At 62.6% G+C, this 17958-nt stretch carries 17 protein-coding genes and 1 tRNA gene; all 18 read left to right on the top strand.

Annotated elements, in window-relative coordinates; translation table 11 throughout:
- The first annotated feature begins 48 nt into the window (after window positions 1-48).
- The 18 genes from mepA to nuoL all read left to right on the top strand — a co-directional run bounded on the left by mepA (window position 49) and on the right by nuoL (window position 17934).
- Window positions 49-792, top strand: a complete 744-nt coding sequence (gene mepA, locus AB5Y59_RS07450; protein ID WP_039038706.1) for a penicillin-insensitive murein endopeptidase — start codon at window positions 49-51, stop codon at window positions 790-792.
- A 42-nt stretch (window positions 793-834) separates the two neighbouring features.
- Complete coding sequence (locus tag AB5Y59_RS07445; RefSeq protein WP_041215027.1) at window positions 835-1440, top strand: LemA family protein; 606 nt, start codon at window positions 835-837, stop codon at window positions 1438-1440.
- The gene (locus tag AB5Y59_RS07440; RefSeq protein WP_041211561.1) at window positions 1437-2171 is read left to right on the top strand and encodes a YgcG family protein; all 735 of its coding nucleotides are present in this window, start codon (window positions 1437-1439) and stop codon (window positions 2169-2171) included. The genes AB5Y59_RS07445 and AB5Y59_RS07440 overlap by 4 nt, the downstream gene beginning before the upstream one ends.
- A gap of 22 nt (window positions 2172-2193) precedes the next feature.
- Window positions 2194-2811 (top strand): TPM domain-containing protein, encoded by a 618-nt coding sequence (locus AB5Y59_RS07435; protein ID WP_010675024.1) that lies wholly within the window; start codon window positions 2194-2196, stop codon window positions 2809-2811.
- A 266-nt stretch (window positions 2812-3077) separates the two neighbouring features.
- Window positions 3078-3165: transfer RNA gene (locus AB5Y59_RS07430), tRNA-Ser, on the top strand.
- A gap of 827 nt (window positions 3166-3992) precedes the next feature.
- The gene (locus AB5Y59_RS07425; RefSeq protein WP_029314677.1) at window positions 3993-4751 is read left to right on the top strand and encodes a flagellar motor protein; all 759 of its coding nucleotides are present in this window, start codon (window positions 3993-3995) and stop codon (window positions 4749-4751) included.
- The gene (locus AB5Y59_RS07420) at window positions 4729-5604 is read left to right on the top strand and encodes a flagellar motor protein MotB (protein ID WP_010675026.1); all 876 of its coding nucleotides are present in this window, start codon (window positions 4729-4731) and stop codon (window positions 5602-5604) included. Before AB5Y59_RS07425 ends, AB5Y59_RS07420 begins: the two co-directional genes overlap by 23 nt.
- Window positions 5605-5860: 256 nt before the next feature.
- Complete coding sequence (locus AB5Y59_RS07415; RefSeq protein ID WP_039038710.1) at window positions 5861-6265, top strand: NADH-quinone oxidoreductase subunit A; 405 nt, start codon at window positions 5861-5863, stop codon at window positions 6263-6265.
- A 29-nt stretch (window positions 6266-6294) separates the two neighbouring features.
- Complete coding sequence (locus tag AB5Y59_RS07410) at window positions 6295-6969, top strand: NADH-quinone oxidoreductase subunit B family protein (protein ID WP_010675028.1); 675 nt, start codon at window positions 6295-6297, stop codon at window positions 6967-6969.
- Window positions 6970-7007: 38 nt separating this feature from the next.
- On the top strand, window positions 7008-8777 hold the full coding sequence (nuoC, locus tag AB5Y59_RS07405) for an NADH-quinone oxidoreductase subunit C/D (RefSeq protein ID WP_197713285.1): 1770 nt from the start codon (window positions 7008-7010) through the stop codon (window positions 8775-8777).
- A 72-nt stretch (window positions 8778-8849) separates the two neighbouring features.
- Window positions 8850-9389, top strand: a complete 540-nt coding sequence (gene nuoE / locus AB5Y59_RS07400) for an NADH-quinone oxidoreductase subunit NuoE (protein ID WP_010675030.1) — start codon at window positions 8850-8852, stop codon at window positions 9387-9389.
- Complete coding sequence (gene nuoF / locus AB5Y59_RS07395; RefSeq protein WP_042016644.1) at window positions 9386-10771, top strand: NADH-quinone oxidoreductase subunit NuoF; 1386 nt, start codon at window positions 9386-9388, stop codon at window positions 10769-10771. The genes nuoE and nuoF overlap by 4 nt, the downstream gene beginning before the upstream one ends.
- A 57-nt stretch (window positions 10772-10828) precedes the next feature.
- Entirely contained in the window at window positions 10829-13558 is a 2730-nt protein-coding gene (gene nuoG, locus AB5Y59_RS07390; RefSeq protein ID WP_368211742.1) for an NADH-quinone oxidoreductase subunit NuoG, read from the top strand.
- Window positions 13555-14520, top strand: a complete 966-nt coding sequence (gene nuoH / locus AB5Y59_RS07385) for an NADH-quinone oxidoreductase subunit NuoH (protein WP_010675033.1) — start codon at window positions 13555-13557, stop codon at window positions 14518-14520. The genes nuoG and nuoH overlap by 4 nt, the downstream gene beginning before the upstream one ends.
- 90 nt (window positions 14521-14610) lie before the next feature.
- A complete protein-coding gene (gene nuoI, locus AB5Y59_RS07380; RefSeq protein ID WP_010675034.1) occupies window positions 14611-15153 on the top strand; it encodes an NADH-quinone oxidoreductase subunit NuoI in 543 nt (180 codons plus the stop codon).
- 9 nt (window positions 15154-15162) lie between these two features.
- On the top strand, window positions 15163-15702 hold the full coding sequence (gene nuoJ, locus AB5Y59_RS07375) for an NADH-quinone oxidoreductase subunit J (protein WP_010675035.1): 540 nt from the start codon (window positions 15163-15165) through the stop codon (window positions 15700-15702).
- A 79-nt stretch (window positions 15703-15781) separates the two neighbouring features.
- Window positions 15782-16090 (top strand): NADH-quinone oxidoreductase subunit NuoK, encoded by a 309-nt coding sequence (nuoK, locus tag AB5Y59_RS07370; RefSeq protein WP_010675036.1) that lies wholly within the window; start codon window positions 15782-15784, stop codon window positions 16088-16090.
- On the top strand, window positions 16087-17934 hold the full coding sequence (gene nuoL / locus AB5Y59_RS07365; RefSeq protein WP_139737063.1) for an NADH-quinone oxidoreductase subunit L: 1848 nt from the start codon (window positions 16087-16089) through the stop codon (window positions 17932-17934). Before nuoK ends, nuoL begins: the two co-directional genes overlap by 4 nt.
- The last annotated feature ends 24 nt before the right edge of the window (window positions 17935-17958 follow it).

Here is a 17958-nt window from a genome sequence, read left to right as displayed (position 1 = left end):
ATGCTTGGGGCTGTCTGAGCCCGCACTGGGCGCCATCCCGGGAGTCCCATGTTCGCCACCGCCCTGCTCTTGTCCGCGAGCACACTCTATGCCGAGGCCATCGGCGGCTACTCCGCCGGCTGCCTGAAAAATGCCGTGGCCCTGCCCCTCGAAGGCCCAGGTTATCAGGTGATCCGCACCAAACGGCTGCGCTATTACGGCCACCCCGACCTCATCCATTACCTGCAGCATCTGGCCAACCAGACCAGACTGGCCGGCATGCCGGATCTCTATATCGCCGACCTCGCCATGATGCACGGGGGGCCCTTTACCTCAGGTCATCGCAGCCACCAGACCGGCCTGGATGCCGACATCTGGTTCAGGATGGCTGACAGGCCCATCAGCCGCTGGGAGCAGGATGCCCCCAGGGAGTGGGCGCTGATCGATGAACCCAGCTACCGGATGCTGCCCGGCCGATTCGGCCCCAGGCAACTCAATCTGCTGCGCCTTGCGGCTGATCGCCCCGAGGTGGCGCGCATCTTCGTCAACCCCGTCATCAAGGCCGAGGTGTGCAAACAGGCACCCGGTGAAGCCTGGGTCGGCAAGCTGCGCCCCTGGGTCGGCCACTTCAGCCACTTTCACGTCCGCCTGCGCTGCCCGGCAAACAGTCCGGACTGCCAGCCCCAGGCTCCCATTCCCCCCGGCAATGGCTGTGGGGAGGAGCTGACCTCCTGGCTCAAGGACAAACCCCAGCTGCCCAAGGTGTCGATGAGCTACCGCGCGCCCCTGTTACCCAGGCGTTGTGAGGGCTGACCACAAGCTGTTATGGTGAACCTATTTCCGAGAGAAATATCAATGGAGAACAACAAGATGGCCACTTCACTCTGGCAGCGGAGCACCCGCGCACTGCTGACCCTGACCCTGCTGCTGGGCTTGACCGGCTGCGGCATGAACACCATTCCGACCCTGGATGAGCAGGTCAAGGCGAGCTGGGGACAGGTCGAGAACCAGTACCAGCGCAGGGCCGATCTCATTCCCAACCTGGTGGCCACCGTCAAGGGGTACGCCAGCCACGAGCAGGAGACCCTCAAGGCGGTCACCGATGCCCGTGCCCGAGTCGGCAGCGTGCAGGTGAGTGACCCCTCCCAGCTCAAGGCGTTCGAGGCGGCGCAGGAGCAGCTCTCCAGCGCCCTCTCCCGGCTGATGGTGGTGGTCGAACGCTACCCGGATCTGAAGGCCGATCAGCAGTTCCTGACCCTGCAGGCCCAGCTGGAAGGCACCGAGAATCGCATCGCGGTGGCCAGACGGGATTACATCGAAGCAGTACGCCAGTTCAATACCGAGATCCGTACCTTCCCCGGGGTCATCTGGTCCAAGCTGCTCTACTCCGATCTGGAAGCCAAACCCACCTTCAGCGCCAAACCCGGTGCCGATGAGGCGCCCAAGGTCAGCTTCCAATGAACGTGATGAGACGCTGGCTGGCGCTCTGTCTGCTGCTCTGTGCCACGGCGCTGCATGCCGCCCCCGATTTCCCGGCCCTGACCGGGCGGGTGGTGGACGAGGCCAATCTGATGTCCCGCAAGCAGGCCCACCAGCTCGCACAGCAACTGGCCGTCTTCGAGAAGCGCAGCGGCGTCCAGCTGGTGGTGGTCTCCATCGACACGCTGGCGGGGGATACCATCGAAGAGTACGGCTACCAGCTCGGTCGCCACTGGGGCATCGGCCAAAAAGGCAAGAACAACGGCGTTCTGCTGATCATCGCCCAGGACGAGCGCAAGGTGCGCATCGAGGTGGGTTATGGCCTGGAAGGTGCCCTGCCCGACGCCATCGCCGCCAATATCATCCAGACCCGGATCCTGCCCGCCTTCAAGCGCGGTGACATGGTGGCCGGCATCCTCGCCGGCAGCCAGGGCATCATGCAGGCCCTGGCCGGGGAGTATCAGCCCGTGGACAACACCAGCAAGGCCGACAAGCAGGGAGGTCCCTGGCTCTTCATCCTGGTGGTGATTGCGATGATCGTGCTGCACAACCTGCGCGGCGGCGGCGGTGGGCCGGGAGGACGTCGCCGGGCCGCCTACATGGCCGGTGGATTCGGTGCCGGCTCCTTTGGCGGCCGCACTGGCGGTGGTGGTGGCGGTTTCAGTGGTGGCGGCGGCAGCTTTGGCGGCGGTGGTGCATCTGGCGGTTGGTAATCAGGGAAAAAGAGACAACAAGATGATTTCGAAACAGTTTTTCCACACCTTGCAGGCCAGGGTGCGACAGGCCGAGCAGGCCACGGATGCCGAACTGGTCACCGTGCTGGCCCCGGCCAGCGATGGCTATCGCTATATCCCGACCCTGTGGGCCGCCCTGCTGGCCATGCTCACCCCCCTGCTGGTCTTCCAGCTCGGCTTCTGGCTTGGCTGGTACGAGATCCTGCTGGTGCAGTGGTCGGTCTGGTTGCTGCTGAGCCTGCTGTTCCACTGGACGCCCATCAAGATGCGGCTCATTCCCAACAAGGTACGCCGTCACCGGGCCGCCCTGATGGCCCGCCTGCAGTTTGTCGAGCAGGGACTTCACCGCACCCGGGACCGGCTCGGTGTGCTCATCTTCGTCTCGGTGGCGGAGCACTATGTGGAGATCCTGGTAGACGACGGGATCGCCCAGCACATCGACAACACCCAGTGGCAGCAGATCATCGACGACTTCGTGGTTCGGGTACGCAACAAGGAGGTCGAGCAGGGGTTCCTGGAGTGCGTGGAGCGCACCAGCGCCATTCTGACCGACGCCTTCCCCGCCACCCGGGATCAGAACGAGTTGCCTGACAGCCTGATCATTCTCGACAAGCCTTGAACGGGCTTAAAAAATCGGCATTCTGTTCAAGGGATAGGCACTCGATAAAGATTATGAAAAATAAGGGGAAAAGTGGTTGACCCAGGCAGCCCTTTCCCCTAAATTACCCCCCGTTCCAGCGCAACGGCGCAGCGGACACCGTGTTGGCTGAACACGTTAAATCACAGACCAGAATTTGGTGAGGCATCCGAGAGGCTGCCCACCGACGAAGTCGGCAAGATGCACGTGCAGCGTGCTCAGAAAGCCACTTCAAGCAGTAAAAATTTGGTGAGGTGTCCGAGTGGCTGAAGGAGCACGCCTGGAAAGTGTGTATACGGCAACGTATCGAGGGTTCGAATCCCTCCCTCACCGCCAAATTGTAAAAACCGACCTCAGGGTCGGTTTTTTTGCATCTGGTGACATGGCAACATCCGATGCCGATGGAGAGAAGGTGAGAAGCCTCGTCGGGTTCGAGCAGAGAAGCTTGCTGCGATGAACGGCCGCAGGTCGCACCGAAGGGGTGAATCATCCCTCCCTCACCGCCAAATAAAGTAAAAGGCCCCGTCGCAAGACGGGGCCTTTTACTTCATCCGATGATGGGCGGCTCGGTTCAAACCCTGTCGACAGGCGGGCAGGATAGCCCGACTGGACGGCCAGAGGCCGCCCGCAGGGCGAGCGCCAGGGATGGTGCGAGTCAATCCCGATCCAGCGTACAGCTTGAAGAACCGACCTTAAGGTCGGTTTTTTGCTTCAAGGTGTCTGCCAGCCCCCTGACAAGAGAAACCCGTCATCGGCGGGGGCCAGAAAAAACGGTTTGCCGCGATACCTGGCCGAGTGCCGCCCAGCCAATCCCATCCCTTCCGCCTCTCTGCTCTCTGCCGACAGGGGATATGCCCCGAGGGCAGCCAGCCCTCTCTCGTTGACAGCTTATTACGCCAAGCAAAGAGAAAGTGACGATATAAATAACCAACATCCTCTCACAGATAGCACAGTACATTGTGATATCACCTGGATAACTGCCTCGTCCTGCCATGCCGGCACCGTCAACCTGCTCTACAGATCAAGCGGCACAGGCCGATGCCACCGGACACTACCGGGTCTGCGCAACCTCTCGGATATTGCTCACCGATTGGATATCGTTTTGAAAAACTGATAGTTAAATGGCTACACTAGCCTCACACATCGCATAGGGATATGGACAAATGAGTCTTATTGGCTTGCTGCTGGCCCTGGCAGCCATTCTGGGTGGCAACATGATAGAAGGGGGGCACCCCAGCGCCCTGCTCGATCTGCCCGCCTTTCTCATCGTGATCGGCGGTACCGTCGGTGCCGCACTGACCCAGTTTCCCTTCTCCGTGGTTGGTAAAACCCTCAAGCGCTTCAAGTGGCTCATCACTCCCCTGCGCCTCGACATGCTGGAGCAGGCCCAACTGCTTGAAACCCTGGCGGGCAATGCACGGCGCAGCGGCATGCTGGCACTGGAGGGCATGATCGACGACATCAAGGATCCCTTCCTGCAAAAAGGGGTACAGATGATGGTCGATGGCTACGAGAAGACCAAAATCCACGAGGTACTGGAAAACGAGATCGAGTTCGAGCAGGAAGATATCGAACAAACCGTCAAATTCTACGAGGCCATGGGGGGCTACTGCCCGACCATGGGGATCGTCGGGGCCGTATTTGGCCTCATTCACGCCATGGGCCTGCTTGATGCCCCCGACAAGCTGGGGGGTGCCATCGCGGTGGCCTTTATCGCCACCATCTACGGGGTGTCGGCCGCCAACCTCATCTTCCTGCCCTTCGGCAACCGCTACAAGTCGTTTGCCCACCAGATCCGCCACTACAAGGAGATGACCCTCACCGGCATCCTCTGCATCGTGGACGGCGAGTCACAGCAACGGCTGCAAGTGACCCTTGAGCCTTACCTCGGAGGCCACGGTGGCGAAAAAGAAAAAGGCTGAGGCGCCGGAGAACCACGAACGCTGGCTGGTCTCCTACGCCGACTTCATGACACTGCTGTTCGCCCTGTTCGTGGTGCTCTACTCCTTCGCCATGGCCAAGCAGTCGGAGACTCGCGTGCTCATTCAGGGCTTTATCGAATCTCTTGGCAAGATAGGGCTTGTCTCCCTTCCCGCCGGCTCCCCCGTGATGCAGGGGGGCACAGGCATACTGGAACCCGAGTCCAAGACCACCCCCAATACCTCCCAGAAAGAGCAGGTGCTGGATACCCAGACGCCCGCAGCGGCGGCCGACCCTTTCAACGAGACCATCGGCTCCTCGGAGAAACCTACGGCCACGGAGTCCTGGCCCCACAAGACCAAGGAGCAGGATTGGGTCACAGTCACCAAGCAGAAGCTGGATCAGCAGCTCAAGAGCCAAATCGAGTCCAAAGAGATCGAGGTGGAGCAGCTTGGCAGCCAACTGGTCATCCGCATCGGCGAAAAGACCTTGTTCCCGGCCGACTCCGCCTTCTTGCAGCCCCAGTTCATTCCGCTGGTCAACAAGGTCTCGGACGTGCTGGCGGACATCCCCGGCATGGTGGTGGTCACCGGTCACACCGACAACTCCCAGGCGCCGGTGGAGCTCTATCGCAACAACTGGGAGCTGTCGGTGCTGCGGGCGGCCACCATCACCCACACCCTGCTGACCAACCCCAAGCTGGATTCACGACGGCTGATCGCCCAGGGGGTGGCTGATACCCAACCCCGTTATCCAAACGATACCCCGGCTCACCGCCAGGCCAACCGCCGGGTGGAGATCGTGCTCTCCCAGGGCAAGGCGGCAGAGCAGAGCCTCCCCGTTCTCCAACCCTGAAACAGACCCCGCCATGCGGGGTCTTTTGTTTCCTGCCATCCCCCGGATTTTCAAACTATCCGGTTTTTTTCTGCTACATAAAAACGATTGAAAACAATTCTCAAACGAGAAAGTTGACCCCGCTAGCAAAACACAATTTTCATCCCGTTGATTAATAATTAATCCTTTGAAATGACATGTAAATCAGTACGAAAGTGGCATACTACGTAACATCATTGTTAAGTCACATGATTAATTTGGTTAGGGAAAAACCTATATGTTTGCTGATATTGCCGTCCAGCACTGGGCTTTTGCTGTCTATGTCATTGGCGCCATCTGTATCTGCTTGACCATGATAGGCCTGGCGGCCTTGCTGGGGGGACGCGCCTATGGCCGTGCCAAGAACAAACCCTTCGAATCCGGGGTGGATTCCGTCGGCAACGCCCGCCTGCGCTTCTCCGCCAAGTTCTACCTGGTCGCCATGTTCTTCGTCATCTTCGATGTCGAAGCCCTCTATCTCTTTGCCTGGTCCGTCTCCGTTCGGGAGAGCGGCTGGGTCGGCTTCATCGAAGCCACCATCTTCATCACCCTGCTGCTGGTAGGCCTCCTCTACCTGTGGCGCATTGGTGCCCTCGACTGGGCCCCGAAAAAGCGTGTCCTGACTGACAAGAAACCAGACTGAACTACCGATTATCTCTTTGAGGTTGCACCATGAAGTACACCCTGACCCGGATTGACCCGGATGCGCCCGTTGAGCGCTACCCCCAGGAACAGCGCCAGACCGTCGATGATCCACTGGCGCAGCAAGCGACCCGCGGCATCATGATCGGGCGCCTCGAAGAGGTGCTGCAAGACACCGTCAACTGGGGCCGCAAGAACTCCCTCTGGCCCTACAACTTCGGCATCTCCTGCTGCTACGTGGAGATGTGTACCGCCTTCACCTCTCCCCACGACGTGGCTCGCTTCGGTGCTGAGGTCATACGAGCCTCCCCCCGTCAGGCCGACTTCATGGTGATTGCCGGCACCCCCTTCATCAAGATGGCCCCTGTCATCCAGCGGCTCTATGAGCAGTTGCTCGAGCCCAAGTGGGTCATCTCCATGGGGGCCTGCGCCAACTCCGGCGGTATGTATGACATCTACTCCGTGGTACAGGGGGTGGACAAGTTCCTGCCGGTCGATGTCTACATTCCGGGCTGCCCGCCCCGCCCCGAGGCCTTCCTGCAAGCCCTGATGCTGCTGCAGGAATCCATCGGCAAGGAACGCCGCCCCCTCTCCTGGGTGGTGGGGGATCAGGGGATCTACCGTCCCCAGATGCAATCCGAGAAGGAACGCAAGCGCGGCGAGCGGATCAACGTGACCAACCTGCGCACGCCGGATGAGATCTGATCATGAAACTGACTCGAGAATTCCCAAGCAATTACACCATGGCCCAGTGGCAAACTGCCGATCACGCCGATGCCCAGGTGGTAGGCGAGCTGTTCGCCCACTTCGGTGCCGAGCGCTTCACCGTGCAGAGCACCCGTACCGGCGTGCCGGTCATCTGGCTCTCCCGGGATCTGCTGCTGGACGTGATGGGCTTCTTGCAAAAGCTGCCCTCCCCCTTCGTGATGCTGTTCGATCTCAGCGCCACCGACGAACGGATGCGCAGCCATCGCCACGGCCTGCCGGAGAGCGACTTTACCGTCTTCTATCACCTCATCTCCATCGACCGTAACGCCGACGTGATGCTGAAAGTGGCGCTCAAGGAGAGCGATCTCCATCTGCCCACCGTCAGCCGCCACTTCCCCAACGCCAACTGGTACGAGCGGGAAGTGTGGGATCTGATGGGGATCACCTTCGATGGCCACCCCCATCTGACCCGCATCATGATGCCCAAGAGCTGGCAAGGGCACCCCCTGCGCAAGGACTACCCGGCGCGCGCCACCGAGTTTGATCCCTTCATGCTCGATGCGGTCAAGCAGGATCAGGAGCAGGACAACCTACTGTTCAAGCCGGAAGAGTGGGGCATGGCCCGCGGCAACGAGAACGAGGACTACATGTTCCTGAACCTCGGGCCGAACCACCCCTCCGCCCACGGCGCCTTCCGCCTGGTGCTGCAACTCGACGGGGAAGAGATCCGCGACTGCGTGCCCGACATCGGCTATCACCACCGCGGCGCCGAGAAGATGGGCGAGCGCCAGTCCTGGCACAGCTACATCCCCTACACCGACCGGGTCGAATACCTGGGCGGCGTGATGAACAACCTGCCCTATGTGCTGGCGGTCGAGAAACTGGCCGGCATCAAGGTGCCGGCGCGGGTCGACATGATCCGGGTGATGATGGCGGAGCTGTTCCGCATCCAGAGCCATCTGCTGTTCCTTGGCACCTACATTCAGGACGTGGGGGCCATGACCCCGGTCTTCTTCACCTTCACGGACCGCCAGAAGATCTACACCATCATCGAGGCCATCACCGGAGCCCGCATGCACCCGGCCTGGTTCCGCATCGGCGGCGTGGCCCACGATCTGCCTGCCGGCTGGACCCGCCTCATCCAGGACAACCTGTTGAGCTGGCTGCCCAAGCGGTTGATGGAGTATGAAAAGGCGGCCATGCGCAACAGCATACTGCGGGGCCGCACCATCGGCGTCGCCGCCTACAACACGGCCCAGGCCCTGGCCTGGGGCACCACGGGGGGCGGTCTGCGGGCCACGGGGCTCAACTTTGACGTGCGCAAATGGCGCCCCTATTCCGGTTACGATCAGTTCGAGTTCGAGGTGCCGGTGGGCAGCAACGGGGACGCCTACGATCGCGCCACCGTGCGCATCGAGGAGATCCGCCAGAGCCTGTCCATTATCGAGCAGTGCATGAAAAACATGCCTGAGGGCCCCTTCAAGGCGGATCACCCGCTCACCACGCCACCGCCCAAAGAGCGCACCCTGCAGGACATCGAAACCCTGATCACCCACTTCCTGCAAGTCTCCTGGGGGCCTGTCATGCCGGCCGCCGAGTCCTTCCAGATGATAGAGGCGACCAAGGGGGTCAACAGCTATTACCTGACCAGCGATGGCTCCACCATGAGCTACCGGACCCGGATCCGCACCCCGAGCTTCGCCCACCTGCAGCAGATCCCCTCGGTGATCCGCGGCCAGATGGTGTCGGATCTTATCGTCTACCTGGGCAGTATCGATTTCGTTATGTCAGATGTGGATCGTTGAGTCCTCTCGCCCCGGCAGCCGGGGCGAAGGGCAAGACGCGCAGTAAAGGGACAAGCCACAAAAGGTCAAGTCATGAGCCAATGTCAGTGTCACAATAACCAGACCCCACAAGGGCAAGGGGCATGCAGCAGCCAGCAGGGAGATTTCGTCCTGAGCCAGGCTGAGCGCGATGCCATCGAACACGAGAAACACCACTACGAAGATCCCCGTGCAGCCAGCATCGAAGCGCTCAAGATAGTGCAACAGGCCCGTGGCTGGGTGCCTGACGGCGCCATTCACGCCATCGGCGCCGAGCTTGGCATCCCCGCCAGCGACGTGGAAGGGGTCGCCACCTTCTACAGCCAGATCTTCCGCCAGCCGGTGGGTCGTCACATCATCCGCGTCTGCGACAGCATGGTCTGCTACATCAACGGCCACGAGCAGTTGCTTGCCGGTCTGAAAGAGGTCGTCAATCTGGCCCCCGGTCAGACCTCTCCGGATGGCCGCTTCACCCTGTTGCCCGTCTGCTGCCTCGGCAACTGCGACAAGGGGCCGGCCATCATGATCGATGACGATACCTATGGCGGACTCGATGCCGTCAGCCTGCTGAAAACCCTGGAGGCTTACCCATGAGCATTCAGCCAGGCAAGACGCTTGCCTCCCTCGGCACCGCCAACCGCATCCCCCGCACCGCCGAGACTCACCCTCTCACCTGGCGCCTGCGGGACGACGGCCAGCCGGTGTGGCTCGAGGAGTATCAGGCAAAGCAGGGCTATGAGGCCGCCCGCAAGGCGCTGGGCCAGATGAGCCCGGATGACATCGTCAGCACCGTCAAGGATGCCGGCCTCAAGGGACGCGGCGGCGCCGGTTTCTCCACCGGCGTGAAGTGGGGCCTGATGCCCAAAGACGAGAGCATGAACATCCGTTACCTGCTCTGCAACGCCGACGAGATGGAACCCAATACCTACAAAGACCGCATGCTAATGGAGCAGCTGCCCCACCTGCTGATCGAGGGGATGATCATCAGTGCCCGGGCTCTCAAAGCCTATCGCGGCTACATCTTCCTGCGCGGCGAGTACGTGGATGCCGCCATCCACCTGCGCCGCGCCGTGGAAGAGGCCAAGGCCGCGGGGCTCCTTGGCAAGAACATCCTGGGCTCGGGCTTTGACTTCGAGCTGTTCGTCCACACCGGCGCAGGTCGCTACATCTGCGGCGAAGAGACGGCCCTCATCAACTCCCTGGAAGGACGGCGCGCCAACCCGCGGGCCAAACCCCCCTTCCCCGCCGTCTCCGGCGTCTGGGGCAAGCCGACCTGCGTCAACAACGTCGAAACCCTGTGCAACGTCCCCGCCATCATCGGCAACGGTGTGGCCTGGTATCAGGGGCTGGCACTGCCGGGTTCGGAAGATCACGGCACCAAGCTGATGGGCTTTTCCGGCAAGGTCAACAATCCCGGCCTGTGGGAGCTGCCCTTTGGCATCACCGCCCGCGAGCTGTTCGAAAACTACGCCGGCGGCATGAAGCCCGGCTATCGCCTGAAAACCTGGCAACCGGGCGGCGCCGGCACCGGCTTCCTGCTGCCCGAGCACCTGGATGCCCAGATGTACGCTGGCGGCATCGGCAAGGTGGGCACTCGCATGGGTACGGGCCTTGCCATGGCGGTGGATGACAGCATCAACATGGTCTCACTGCTGCGCAACATGGAGGAGTTCTTTGCCCGCGAGTCCTGCGGCTGGTGCACCCCCTGCCGCGACGGCCTGCCCTGGAGCGTCAAGATCCTGCGGGCGCTGGAGCGGGGCGAGGGCCAACCCGAGGATCTCGCGACCCTGGAACAGCTCGTCAGTTTCCTGGGCCCGGGCAAGACCTTCTGTGCCCATGCCCCCGGCGCCGTCGAGCCCCTTGGCAGTGCGATGAAGTATTTCCGGTCCGAGTTCGAGGCCGGGGTCAAGGCCCCCCATGACAATCACAAGCTGTTCAAGGGTATCCAGCCCAACCTGCTGGGCGAGCGCTGGTAAGCGCCAGGACGCATCGGGCAATAGCCGATTTCATAAAACAGGTTTCAGGGAAGTTGTATGGCAACCATTCATGTAGACGGTAAAGAGTACGAGGTAGACGGGGCAGACAACCTGCTGCAAGCCTGTCTGTCGCTGGGTCTGGACGTCCCCTATTTTTGCTGGCACCCGGCGCTCGGTAGCGTCGGTGCCTGCCGCCAGTGCGCGGTCAAACAGTATCAGAATGCCGACGACAAGCGCGGCCGCCTGGTCATGTCCTGCATGACCCCTTCCACCGATGGCACCTATATCTCCATCGAGGATGAAGAGGCGAAGGAGTTTCGCAAGACGGTGGTGGAGTGGCAGATGACCAACCATCCCCACGACTGCCCGGTGTGCGAAGAGGGTGGCGCCTGCCACCTGCAGGACATGACGGTGATGACGGGCCACAACAGCCGCCGCTACCGTTTCACCAAGCGCACCCACCAGAATCAGGATCTGGGTCCCTTCATCAACCACGAGATGAACCGCTGCATCGCCTGCTACCGCTGCGTGCGCTATTACAAGGATTACGCCGGTGGCGAGGATCTCGGGGTCTATGGCGCCCACGACAACGTCTACTTCGGCCGGGTCGAGGATGGCACTCTGGAGAGCGAATTCTCAGGCAACCTGGTGGAGGTCTGTCCCACCGGCGTCTTCACCGACAAGACCCACTCCGAGCGTTACAACCGCAAGTGGGACATGCAGTTCGCCCCCAGCATCTGCCAGGGGTGCTCGGTCGGCTGCAACATCAGCCCGGGTGAGCGCTACGGCGAGCTGCGCCGCATCGAGAACCGTTTCCACGGTGCCCTGAACCACTATTTCCTCTGCGATCGCGGCCGCTTCGGCTACGGCCACGTCAATCTGACCGACCGCCCGCGCCAGCCCCTGCTGCAGGATGGCAGTGACAAGCTGGCCATCACGGTGGATGGCGCCCTGAACCGGGCGGTGGATGCGCTGCGCACCGCCAGCGGCGTCATCGGCATCGGCTCACCCCGCGCCTCCTTGGAGAGCAATTTCGCCCTGCGCGAACTGGTGGGGGCCGCCAACTTCTACTCCGGGGTCGAGCAGAGCGAATGGAAATGCCTGCAGAAGATGCTGGACATTCTGGAGCACGGTGGCGTGCGCACTCCCAGCCTGCGCGACATGGAAGAAGCCGACGCCGTGCTGGTGCTCGGGGAAGATGTCACCCAGACCGCCGCCCGCATCGCCCTGGCCCTGCGCCAGGCAGTGAAAGGCAAGGGGCGCGACATTGCCCGCAAGCTGAAGGTGGATCTCTGGCAGGTCGCTGCCGTACAGACCCTGGCCCAGAACCAGCGCTACCCCTTGCTCATCACCAGTCTGGATGCCACCCGCCTGGATGACGTGGCGAGCAGCACCCTACACGCCCCCCACGCGGATCAGGCGCGCCTCGGGTTTGCCATCGCCCACCTGCTGGACGCCAGTGCACCGGCACCAACGGATCTCTCCCTCGAACAGCAGGCCCTCGCCGCCCAATGGGCCGACCTGCTTGGCAACGCCAAAAAGCCCCTCATCATCGCAGGCAATGGAGCCCGCAACGAGGCGCTGATCGAAGCGGCCAGCAACATCGCCCGTGCCCTCAAGGGCCGTGGCCAGGCCGCGGAGCTTGCCCTGGTGGCTCAGGAAGCCAACAGCCTGGGGCTGGCCATGCTGGCCCGGCATGCCGCCCCTCTGGAGGCAGCCCTCGAGCGCATGGAAGGGGAAGAGAGACTTGCCCTGGTCGTTCTTGAGAACGACCTCTACCGCCGAGCCCCCCGCAGCCGGGTGGACGCCGCCCTGGATCGCCTGCAACACCTGCTGGTCATCGACCATCAGGAGACGGCCACCGCGAAGAAGGCGGATTTGGTGCTGCCTGCCGCCAGTTTTGCCGAAGGCGATGGCACCCTGGTCAACATGGAAGGCCGCGCCCAGCGCTTCTTCCAGGTCTATGCTCCCGCCTTCTACAACGCCGATATCCAGGTGCGCGAGAGCTGGCGCTGGCTGGATGCCCTGCAAGGGAGCCAGCAACCGCGTTCGGTTCGCTGGAACACCTTCGACGATGTGAGTCGCGATTGCGCCGCCAGCGCCCCGCTGCTCACCACCATGGGTGAAGCTGCACCCAACGCCGGCCTGCGCATTCGCGGCATGAAGCTCGCCCGGGAGCCGCACCGCTACAGTGGTCGCACCTCCATGCTGGCGAACCAGAACGTGAGCGAGCCCAGAGTCGCCCAGGATCCCGATTCACCGTTCGCCTTCTCCATGGAAGGCTACGCCGGTGCCCGCCAGCCCCTCTCCCAGGTACCGTTTGCCTGGGCACCGGGCTGGAACTCCCCCTCCGCCTGGAACAAGTTCCAGGACGAGGTGGGTGGCAACCTGCGTGCCGGGGATCCCGGTCGCCGCCTGCTGGAGCCGGGCGAAGGCAACCTGGGCTGGTTTGGCGCCATCCCGGCCCCCTTCCTGCCCGCCGCATCCCTGCAGGTGGTGAGCTATGACCAGCTGTTCGGTGGCGAGGAGCTCTCCGCCAGAAGCCCGGTCATCCAGGCTCGCATGGGGGAACCCACCCTGGTACTGAACCCGGCGGATGCCGCGCGCCTGGCACTGTCCCCTGACGCACTGGTGGCCTTCTCCTGGGGTGGCAACCACTGGCGCCTGCGTCTGCGCCTGAGCGATGCGCTGGCTCCGGGCCTGGCAGGGTTGCCACTCGGGGTGAACGGTCTGCCGACCGCCCTGCACCACGCCCTGATCGATAACCTGCAGGAGGTCATCGCATGAGCGACTCTCTGATGGATCTGCTGATCGAGGTCGGCAAGGCCCTGGTCGTGCTCGTGGGGATCGTGGGGGCCGGCGCCTTCATGAGCTTCATTGAGCGCCGCCTGCTGGCACTGTGGCAGGACCGTTACGGCCCCAACCGGGTTGGCCCCTTCGGTCTGCTGCAACTGGCCGCCGACATGGTCAAGATGTTCTTCAAGGAGGACTGGATCCCGCCCTTTGCGGATCGCCGGATCTTCGTGCTGGCCCCCATCATCGCCTTCACCGCCTTCATCCTGGCGTTTGCGGTGGTGCCCATCACCCCCACCTGGGGCGTGGCGGATCTCAACGTGGGGCTGCTCTATATCCTGGCGATCGCCGGGCTGGCGGTCTATGCCGTGCTCTTCGCAGGCTGGTCGAGCAACAACAAGTACTCCCTGCTCGGCAGCCTGCGCGCCTCGGCCCAGACCCTCTCCTACGAGGTGTTCCTTGGCCTCTCGCTCATGGGCATCGTCATCCAGACCGGCAGCTTCAACCTGCGTGACATCGTCGAGGCCCAGGCCGGCATGTGGAACGTGATCCCCCAGATCCTGGGCTTCGTCACCTTCCTGTTTGCCGGGGTCGCCGTCACCCACCGCCACCCGTTTGACCAGCCGGAGGCCGAGCAGGAGCTCGCCGACGGCTATCACATCGAGTACGCGGGCATGAAGTGGGGTCTCTTCTTCGTGGGGGAGTACATCGGCATCGTGCTGATCTCTTCCCTCATCGTGACCCTCTTCTTCGGTGGCTGGCACGGCCCCTGGCTGCCGCCCTTCATCTGGTTCGCCCTGAAGACCGCCTGTTTCATGGTGTTCTTCATCCTGCTGCGGGCATCCCTGCCCCGCCCGCGCTTCGACCAGGTGATGTCCTTTGGCTGGAAAGTGTGCCTGCCCCTGACCCTGCTCAACATGTTGGTCACCGCTGCCGTGGTGCTGATGAATGCGTGAGCAAAACGAGATGGACATGACGATGATTCGGCGGTCTGCGGCAAGGAAGCGCCCAGACGCCAGTGCTGATAAATGTGCAGTGAGGCACCTATGAAAATTACAAGCATTATCAAGGGTGTTGGCACCCAGTTGCGCAGTCTTGGGATGGTCTTCTCCCATGCCTGGCGCCCCCGTGAAACCTTGAGCTACCCGGAGCAGCCGGTCTACGCCGCCCCCCGTTTTCGCGGTCGCATCGTACTGACCCGGGATCCCGATGGCGACGAACGCTGCGTGGCGTGCAACCTGTGTGCTGTCGCCTGCCCGGTCGGTTGCATCTCCTTGCAGAAGTCGGAGCGGGAAGATGGCCGCTGGTACCCGGAGTTCTTTCGCATCAACTTCTCCCGCTGCATCTTCTGCGGCCTGTGCGAGGAGGCCTGCCCCACCACCGCCATCCAGCTGACGCCGGATTTCGAGATGGGGGAGTATCGTCGCCAGGATCTGGTGTACGAGAAGGAAGATCTGCTGATAAGCGGCCCCGGCAAATACCCGGACTACAACTTCTACCGCATGAGCGGGATGGCCATCGACGGCAAACCCAAAGGGGATGCCGAGAACGAAGCCAAGCCCATCGATGTCAAGAGCCTGCTGCCCTAGGAGTCAATCATGGAACTGGCATTCTATGCCGCGGCCCTGGTCGCCGTTTACAGCACGCTGCGGGTGATCAGCACCAGCAACCCCATGCATGCGCTGCTCAATCTCATCATCTCCCTCATCGCCGTGGCCATGATCTTCTTCTGCCTGGGCGCCGCCTTTGCGGGGGCCCTGCAGGTGATCGTCTACGCCGGCGCCATCATGGTGCTGTTCGTGTTCGTGGTGATGATGCTGAACCTGGGGAGCGCCCAGGATCAGGAGAAGAAGTGGCTTACCCCCATGACCTGGGGTGGCCCGGCCCTGCTCTCCCTCATTTTGCTGGGCTTTCTGGCCCACGGCATTCTCGGCGTGACCGGCGGTGAACTGGGTCTGACCGAGGTCAGCGCCAAGGAAGTCGGTATCGCCCTGTTCGGCCCCTATGTGCTGGCGGTGGAGCTCGCCTCCATCCTGCTGCTGGCGGGTCTGGTCACCGCCTATCACCTGGGCCGCGAGGACAAGAGCGGGGAAGTGCTCTCCGTGCCTCGCACCACACAGGAAGGAGGTCAGCAATGAGCGACATCCCCGTGGTGATGCATGGCTCGCTGCCGGCAGCCTGCCCCCTTTCCATCCAGCAAGCACAAGGAGCATGGCGATGAGTGGAATTCCCATGGAGCACGGCCTCCTGCTGGCGGCCATTTTGTTTGCCATCGGCCTGTGCGGCCTGCTGATACGCCGCAACCTGTTGTTTATCCTCATGAGTATCGAAATCATGATGAACGCGTCCGCCCTGGCATTCGTGGTGGCGGGTAGCCGCTGGGCCCAGGCCGACGGCCAGATCATGTACATACTGGTGATTTCTCTGGCGGCAGCGGAGGCCAGTATCGGCCTCGCCCTGTTACTGCTGCTCTATCGTCGTTACCACACCCTGAACGTGGACACTGTGAGCGAGATGCGCGGATGAGCCTCCTATATCTGACTTTCCTGTTCCCGCTGCTGGGATGGCTGCTGCTGGCCTTCTCCCTCGGCCGCCTCGGCGAGCGCACCTCGGCGCTCATCGGTGTCGGCAGCATCGGTCTCTCGGCCCTCACTACCCTGTGGGTCGGCATCGATTTTCTCAATACCATGCCGGAAGGCGGCGTCTATACCCAGACCCTGTGGCAGTGGATGACGGTGGGCGAGTTCCAGCCCGCCTTCCGTCTCTCCCTGGACGGGCTGTCGCTGACCATGCTGGGGGTCGTGACCGGGGTGGGCTTCTTCATCCACCTGTTCGCCTCCTGGTACATGCGCGGGGAAGAGGGGTATTCGCGCTTCTTCACCTACACCAACCTCTTCATCGCCAGCATGCTGTTCCTGGTGCTGGCCGATGACCTGCTGTTCGTCTACCTGGGCTGGGAAGGGGTGGGGCTGTGCAGCTACCTGCTGATCGGCTTCTACTACAAGGATCGCAACAACGGCGCCGCCGCCCTCAAGGCGTTCGTGGTGACCCGGGTCGGCGACGTCTTCCTCGCCATCGGGCTCTTCGTGCTCTACCGCGAGCTCGGCACCCTCAACATTCACGAGCTGCTGGTGCGAGCCCCTGCGATGTTTGCCGACGGCTCCCCTGCCCTGTCGTTCGCCTGCCTCATGCTGCTCGGCGGCGCGGTCGGCAAATCCGCCCAGCTGCCCCTGCAGACCTGGCTGGCGGACGCCATGGCGGGCCCGACCCCGGTCTCGGCACTGATCCACGCCGCCACCATGGTGACCGCCGGTGTCTACCTCATCGCCCGCACCCACGGCCTCTTCCTGCTGGCCCCGGAGATCCTCCATCTGGTGGCGCTGGTCGGTGCCATCACCCTGGTGCTGGCCGGTTTTGCCGCCCTGGTGCAGACCGACATCAAGCGGATCCTGGCTTACTCCACCATGAGCCAGATAGGCTACATGTTCCTGGCCCTGGGGGTCGGTGCCTGGGAAGGGGCCATCTTCCACCTGATGACCCACGCCTTCTTCAAGGCGCTCTTGTTCCTCTCCGCCGGGGCCGTCATCGTTGCGACCCACCACGAGCAGAACATCTTCAAGATGGGAGGCCTGCGCAAATCGCTGCCGCTGGTCTACGCCTGCTTCCTGGTGGGGGGCTCGGCCCTGGCCGCGCTGCCACTGGTGACCGCCGGTTTCTACAGTAAAGACGCCATCCTCTGGCAGGTGCAGGCCAGTGGCCAGAGCGCCCTGCTGTGGGCCGGTCTGGGTGGTGCCTTCCTCACCTCCCTCTACACCTTCCGCCTCATCTTCATCGCCTTCCACGGCAAGGAGCAGACCCAGGCTCACGCCGGACAGGGCCTTGCCCACCATTTGCCACTGCTGGTGCTGCTGGTGCTCTCCACCGGAGTCGGCGCCCTCATCGTGCCACCGCTGGCAGGAGTGCTGCCGGCCGGCCCGGGAGATCACATCGAAGAGGGACGCCATGGCCTCGAGATCCTCTCCGGCGTCATCGCCGTGGCAGGCATTGCGCTGGCCGCCTTCCTCTTCCTCGGCGAACGTCGCCTGGCGAAGGGGATCGCACAGAGCGCACCGGGGCGGGCTCTGTCCACCCTCTGGTTCAATGCCTGGGGCTTTGACTGGCTTTATGACCTGATTTGGGTCAAGCCCTACCTGCTGGCGACTCGCCTGCTCGGCAAGGATCCGCTGGACAGGATGATGAACCTGCCCGCCGTGCTGGCCCAGGGGGGGCATCAGCTGCTGGCCTGGACCGTCTCCGGCAAGTTACGCTGGTACGCAGCCTCCATGGGGATGGGCGCCGCCCTGATCCTGGCCCTGCTGCTGCTCGGCTGATCCATGAGCCCAATATTGTGTGGC

The sequence above is a fragment of the Aeromonas sp. s10 genome (assembly GCF_040907975.1).
GTDB lineage: Bacteria > Pseudomonadota > Gammaproteobacteria > Enterobacterales > Aeromonadaceae > Aeromonas > Aeromonas caviae.
The sequence above is the reverse complement of the archived record's forward strand: the minus strand, read 5'-3'. Positions and strand labels throughout refer to the sequence as shown.

Bases quoted from the DNA above. Each gene is read 5' to 3' on its own strand.
- mepA (WP_039038706.1), top strand. From the start codon at position 49: ATGTTCGCCACCGCCCTGCTCTTGTCCGCGAGCACACTCTATGCCGAG.
- AB5Y59_RS07445 (WP_041215027.1), top strand. From the start codon at position 835: ATGGAGAACAACAAGATGGCCACTTCACTCTGGCAGCGGAGCACCCGC.
- AB5Y59_RS07440 (WP_041211561.1), top strand. From the start codon at position 1,437: ATGAACGTGATGAGACGCTGGCTGGCGCTCTGTCTGCTGCTCTGTGCC.
- AB5Y59_RS07435 (WP_010675024.1), top strand. From the start codon at position 2,194: ATGATTTCGAAACAGTTTTTCCACACCTTGCAGGCCAGGGTGCGACAG.
- AB5Y59_RS07425 (WP_029314677.1), top strand. From the start codon at position 3,993: ATGAGTCTTATTGGCTTGCTGCTGGCCCTGGCAGCCATTCTGGGTGGC.
- AB5Y59_RS07415 (WP_039038710.1), top strand. From the start codon at position 5,861: ATGTTTGCTGATATTGCCGTCCAGCACTGGGCTTTTGCTGTCTATGTC.
- AB5Y59_RS07410 (WP_010675028.1), top strand. From the start codon at position 6,295: ATGAAGTACACCCTGACCCGGATTGACCCGGATGCGCCCGTTGAGCGC.
- nuoC (WP_197713285.1), top strand. From the start codon at position 7,008: ATGGCCCAGTGGCAAACTGCCGATCACGCCGATGCCCAGGTGGTAGGC.
- nuoE (WP_010675030.1), top strand. From the start codon at position 8,850: ATGAGCCAATGTCAGTGTCACAATAACCAGACCCCACAAGGGCAAGGG.
- nuoF (WP_042016644.1), top strand. From the start codon at position 9,386: ATGAGCATTCAGCCAGGCAAGACGCTTGCCTCCCTCGGCACCGCCAAC.
- nuoG (WP_368211742.1), top strand. From the start codon at position 10,829: ATGGCAACCATTCATGTAGACGGTAAAGAGTACGAGGTAGACGGGGCA.
- nuoH (WP_010675033.1), top strand. From the start codon at position 13,555: ATGAGCGACTCTCTGATGGATCTGCTGATCGAGGTCGGCAAGGCCCTG.
- nuoI (WP_010675034.1), top strand. From the start codon at position 14,611: ATGAAAATTACAAGCATTATCAAGGGTGTTGGCACCCAGTTGCGCAGT.
- nuoJ (WP_010675035.1), top strand. From the start codon at position 15,163: ATGGAACTGGCATTCTATGCCGCGGCCCTGGTCGCCGTTTACAGCACG.
- nuoK (WP_010675036.1), top strand. From the start codon at position 15,782: ATGAGTGGAATTCCCATGGAGCACGGCCTCCTGCTGGCGGCCATTTTG.
- nuoL (WP_139737063.1), top strand. From the start codon at position 16,087: ATGAGCCTCCTATATCTGACTTTCCTGTTCCCGCTGCTGGGATGGCTG.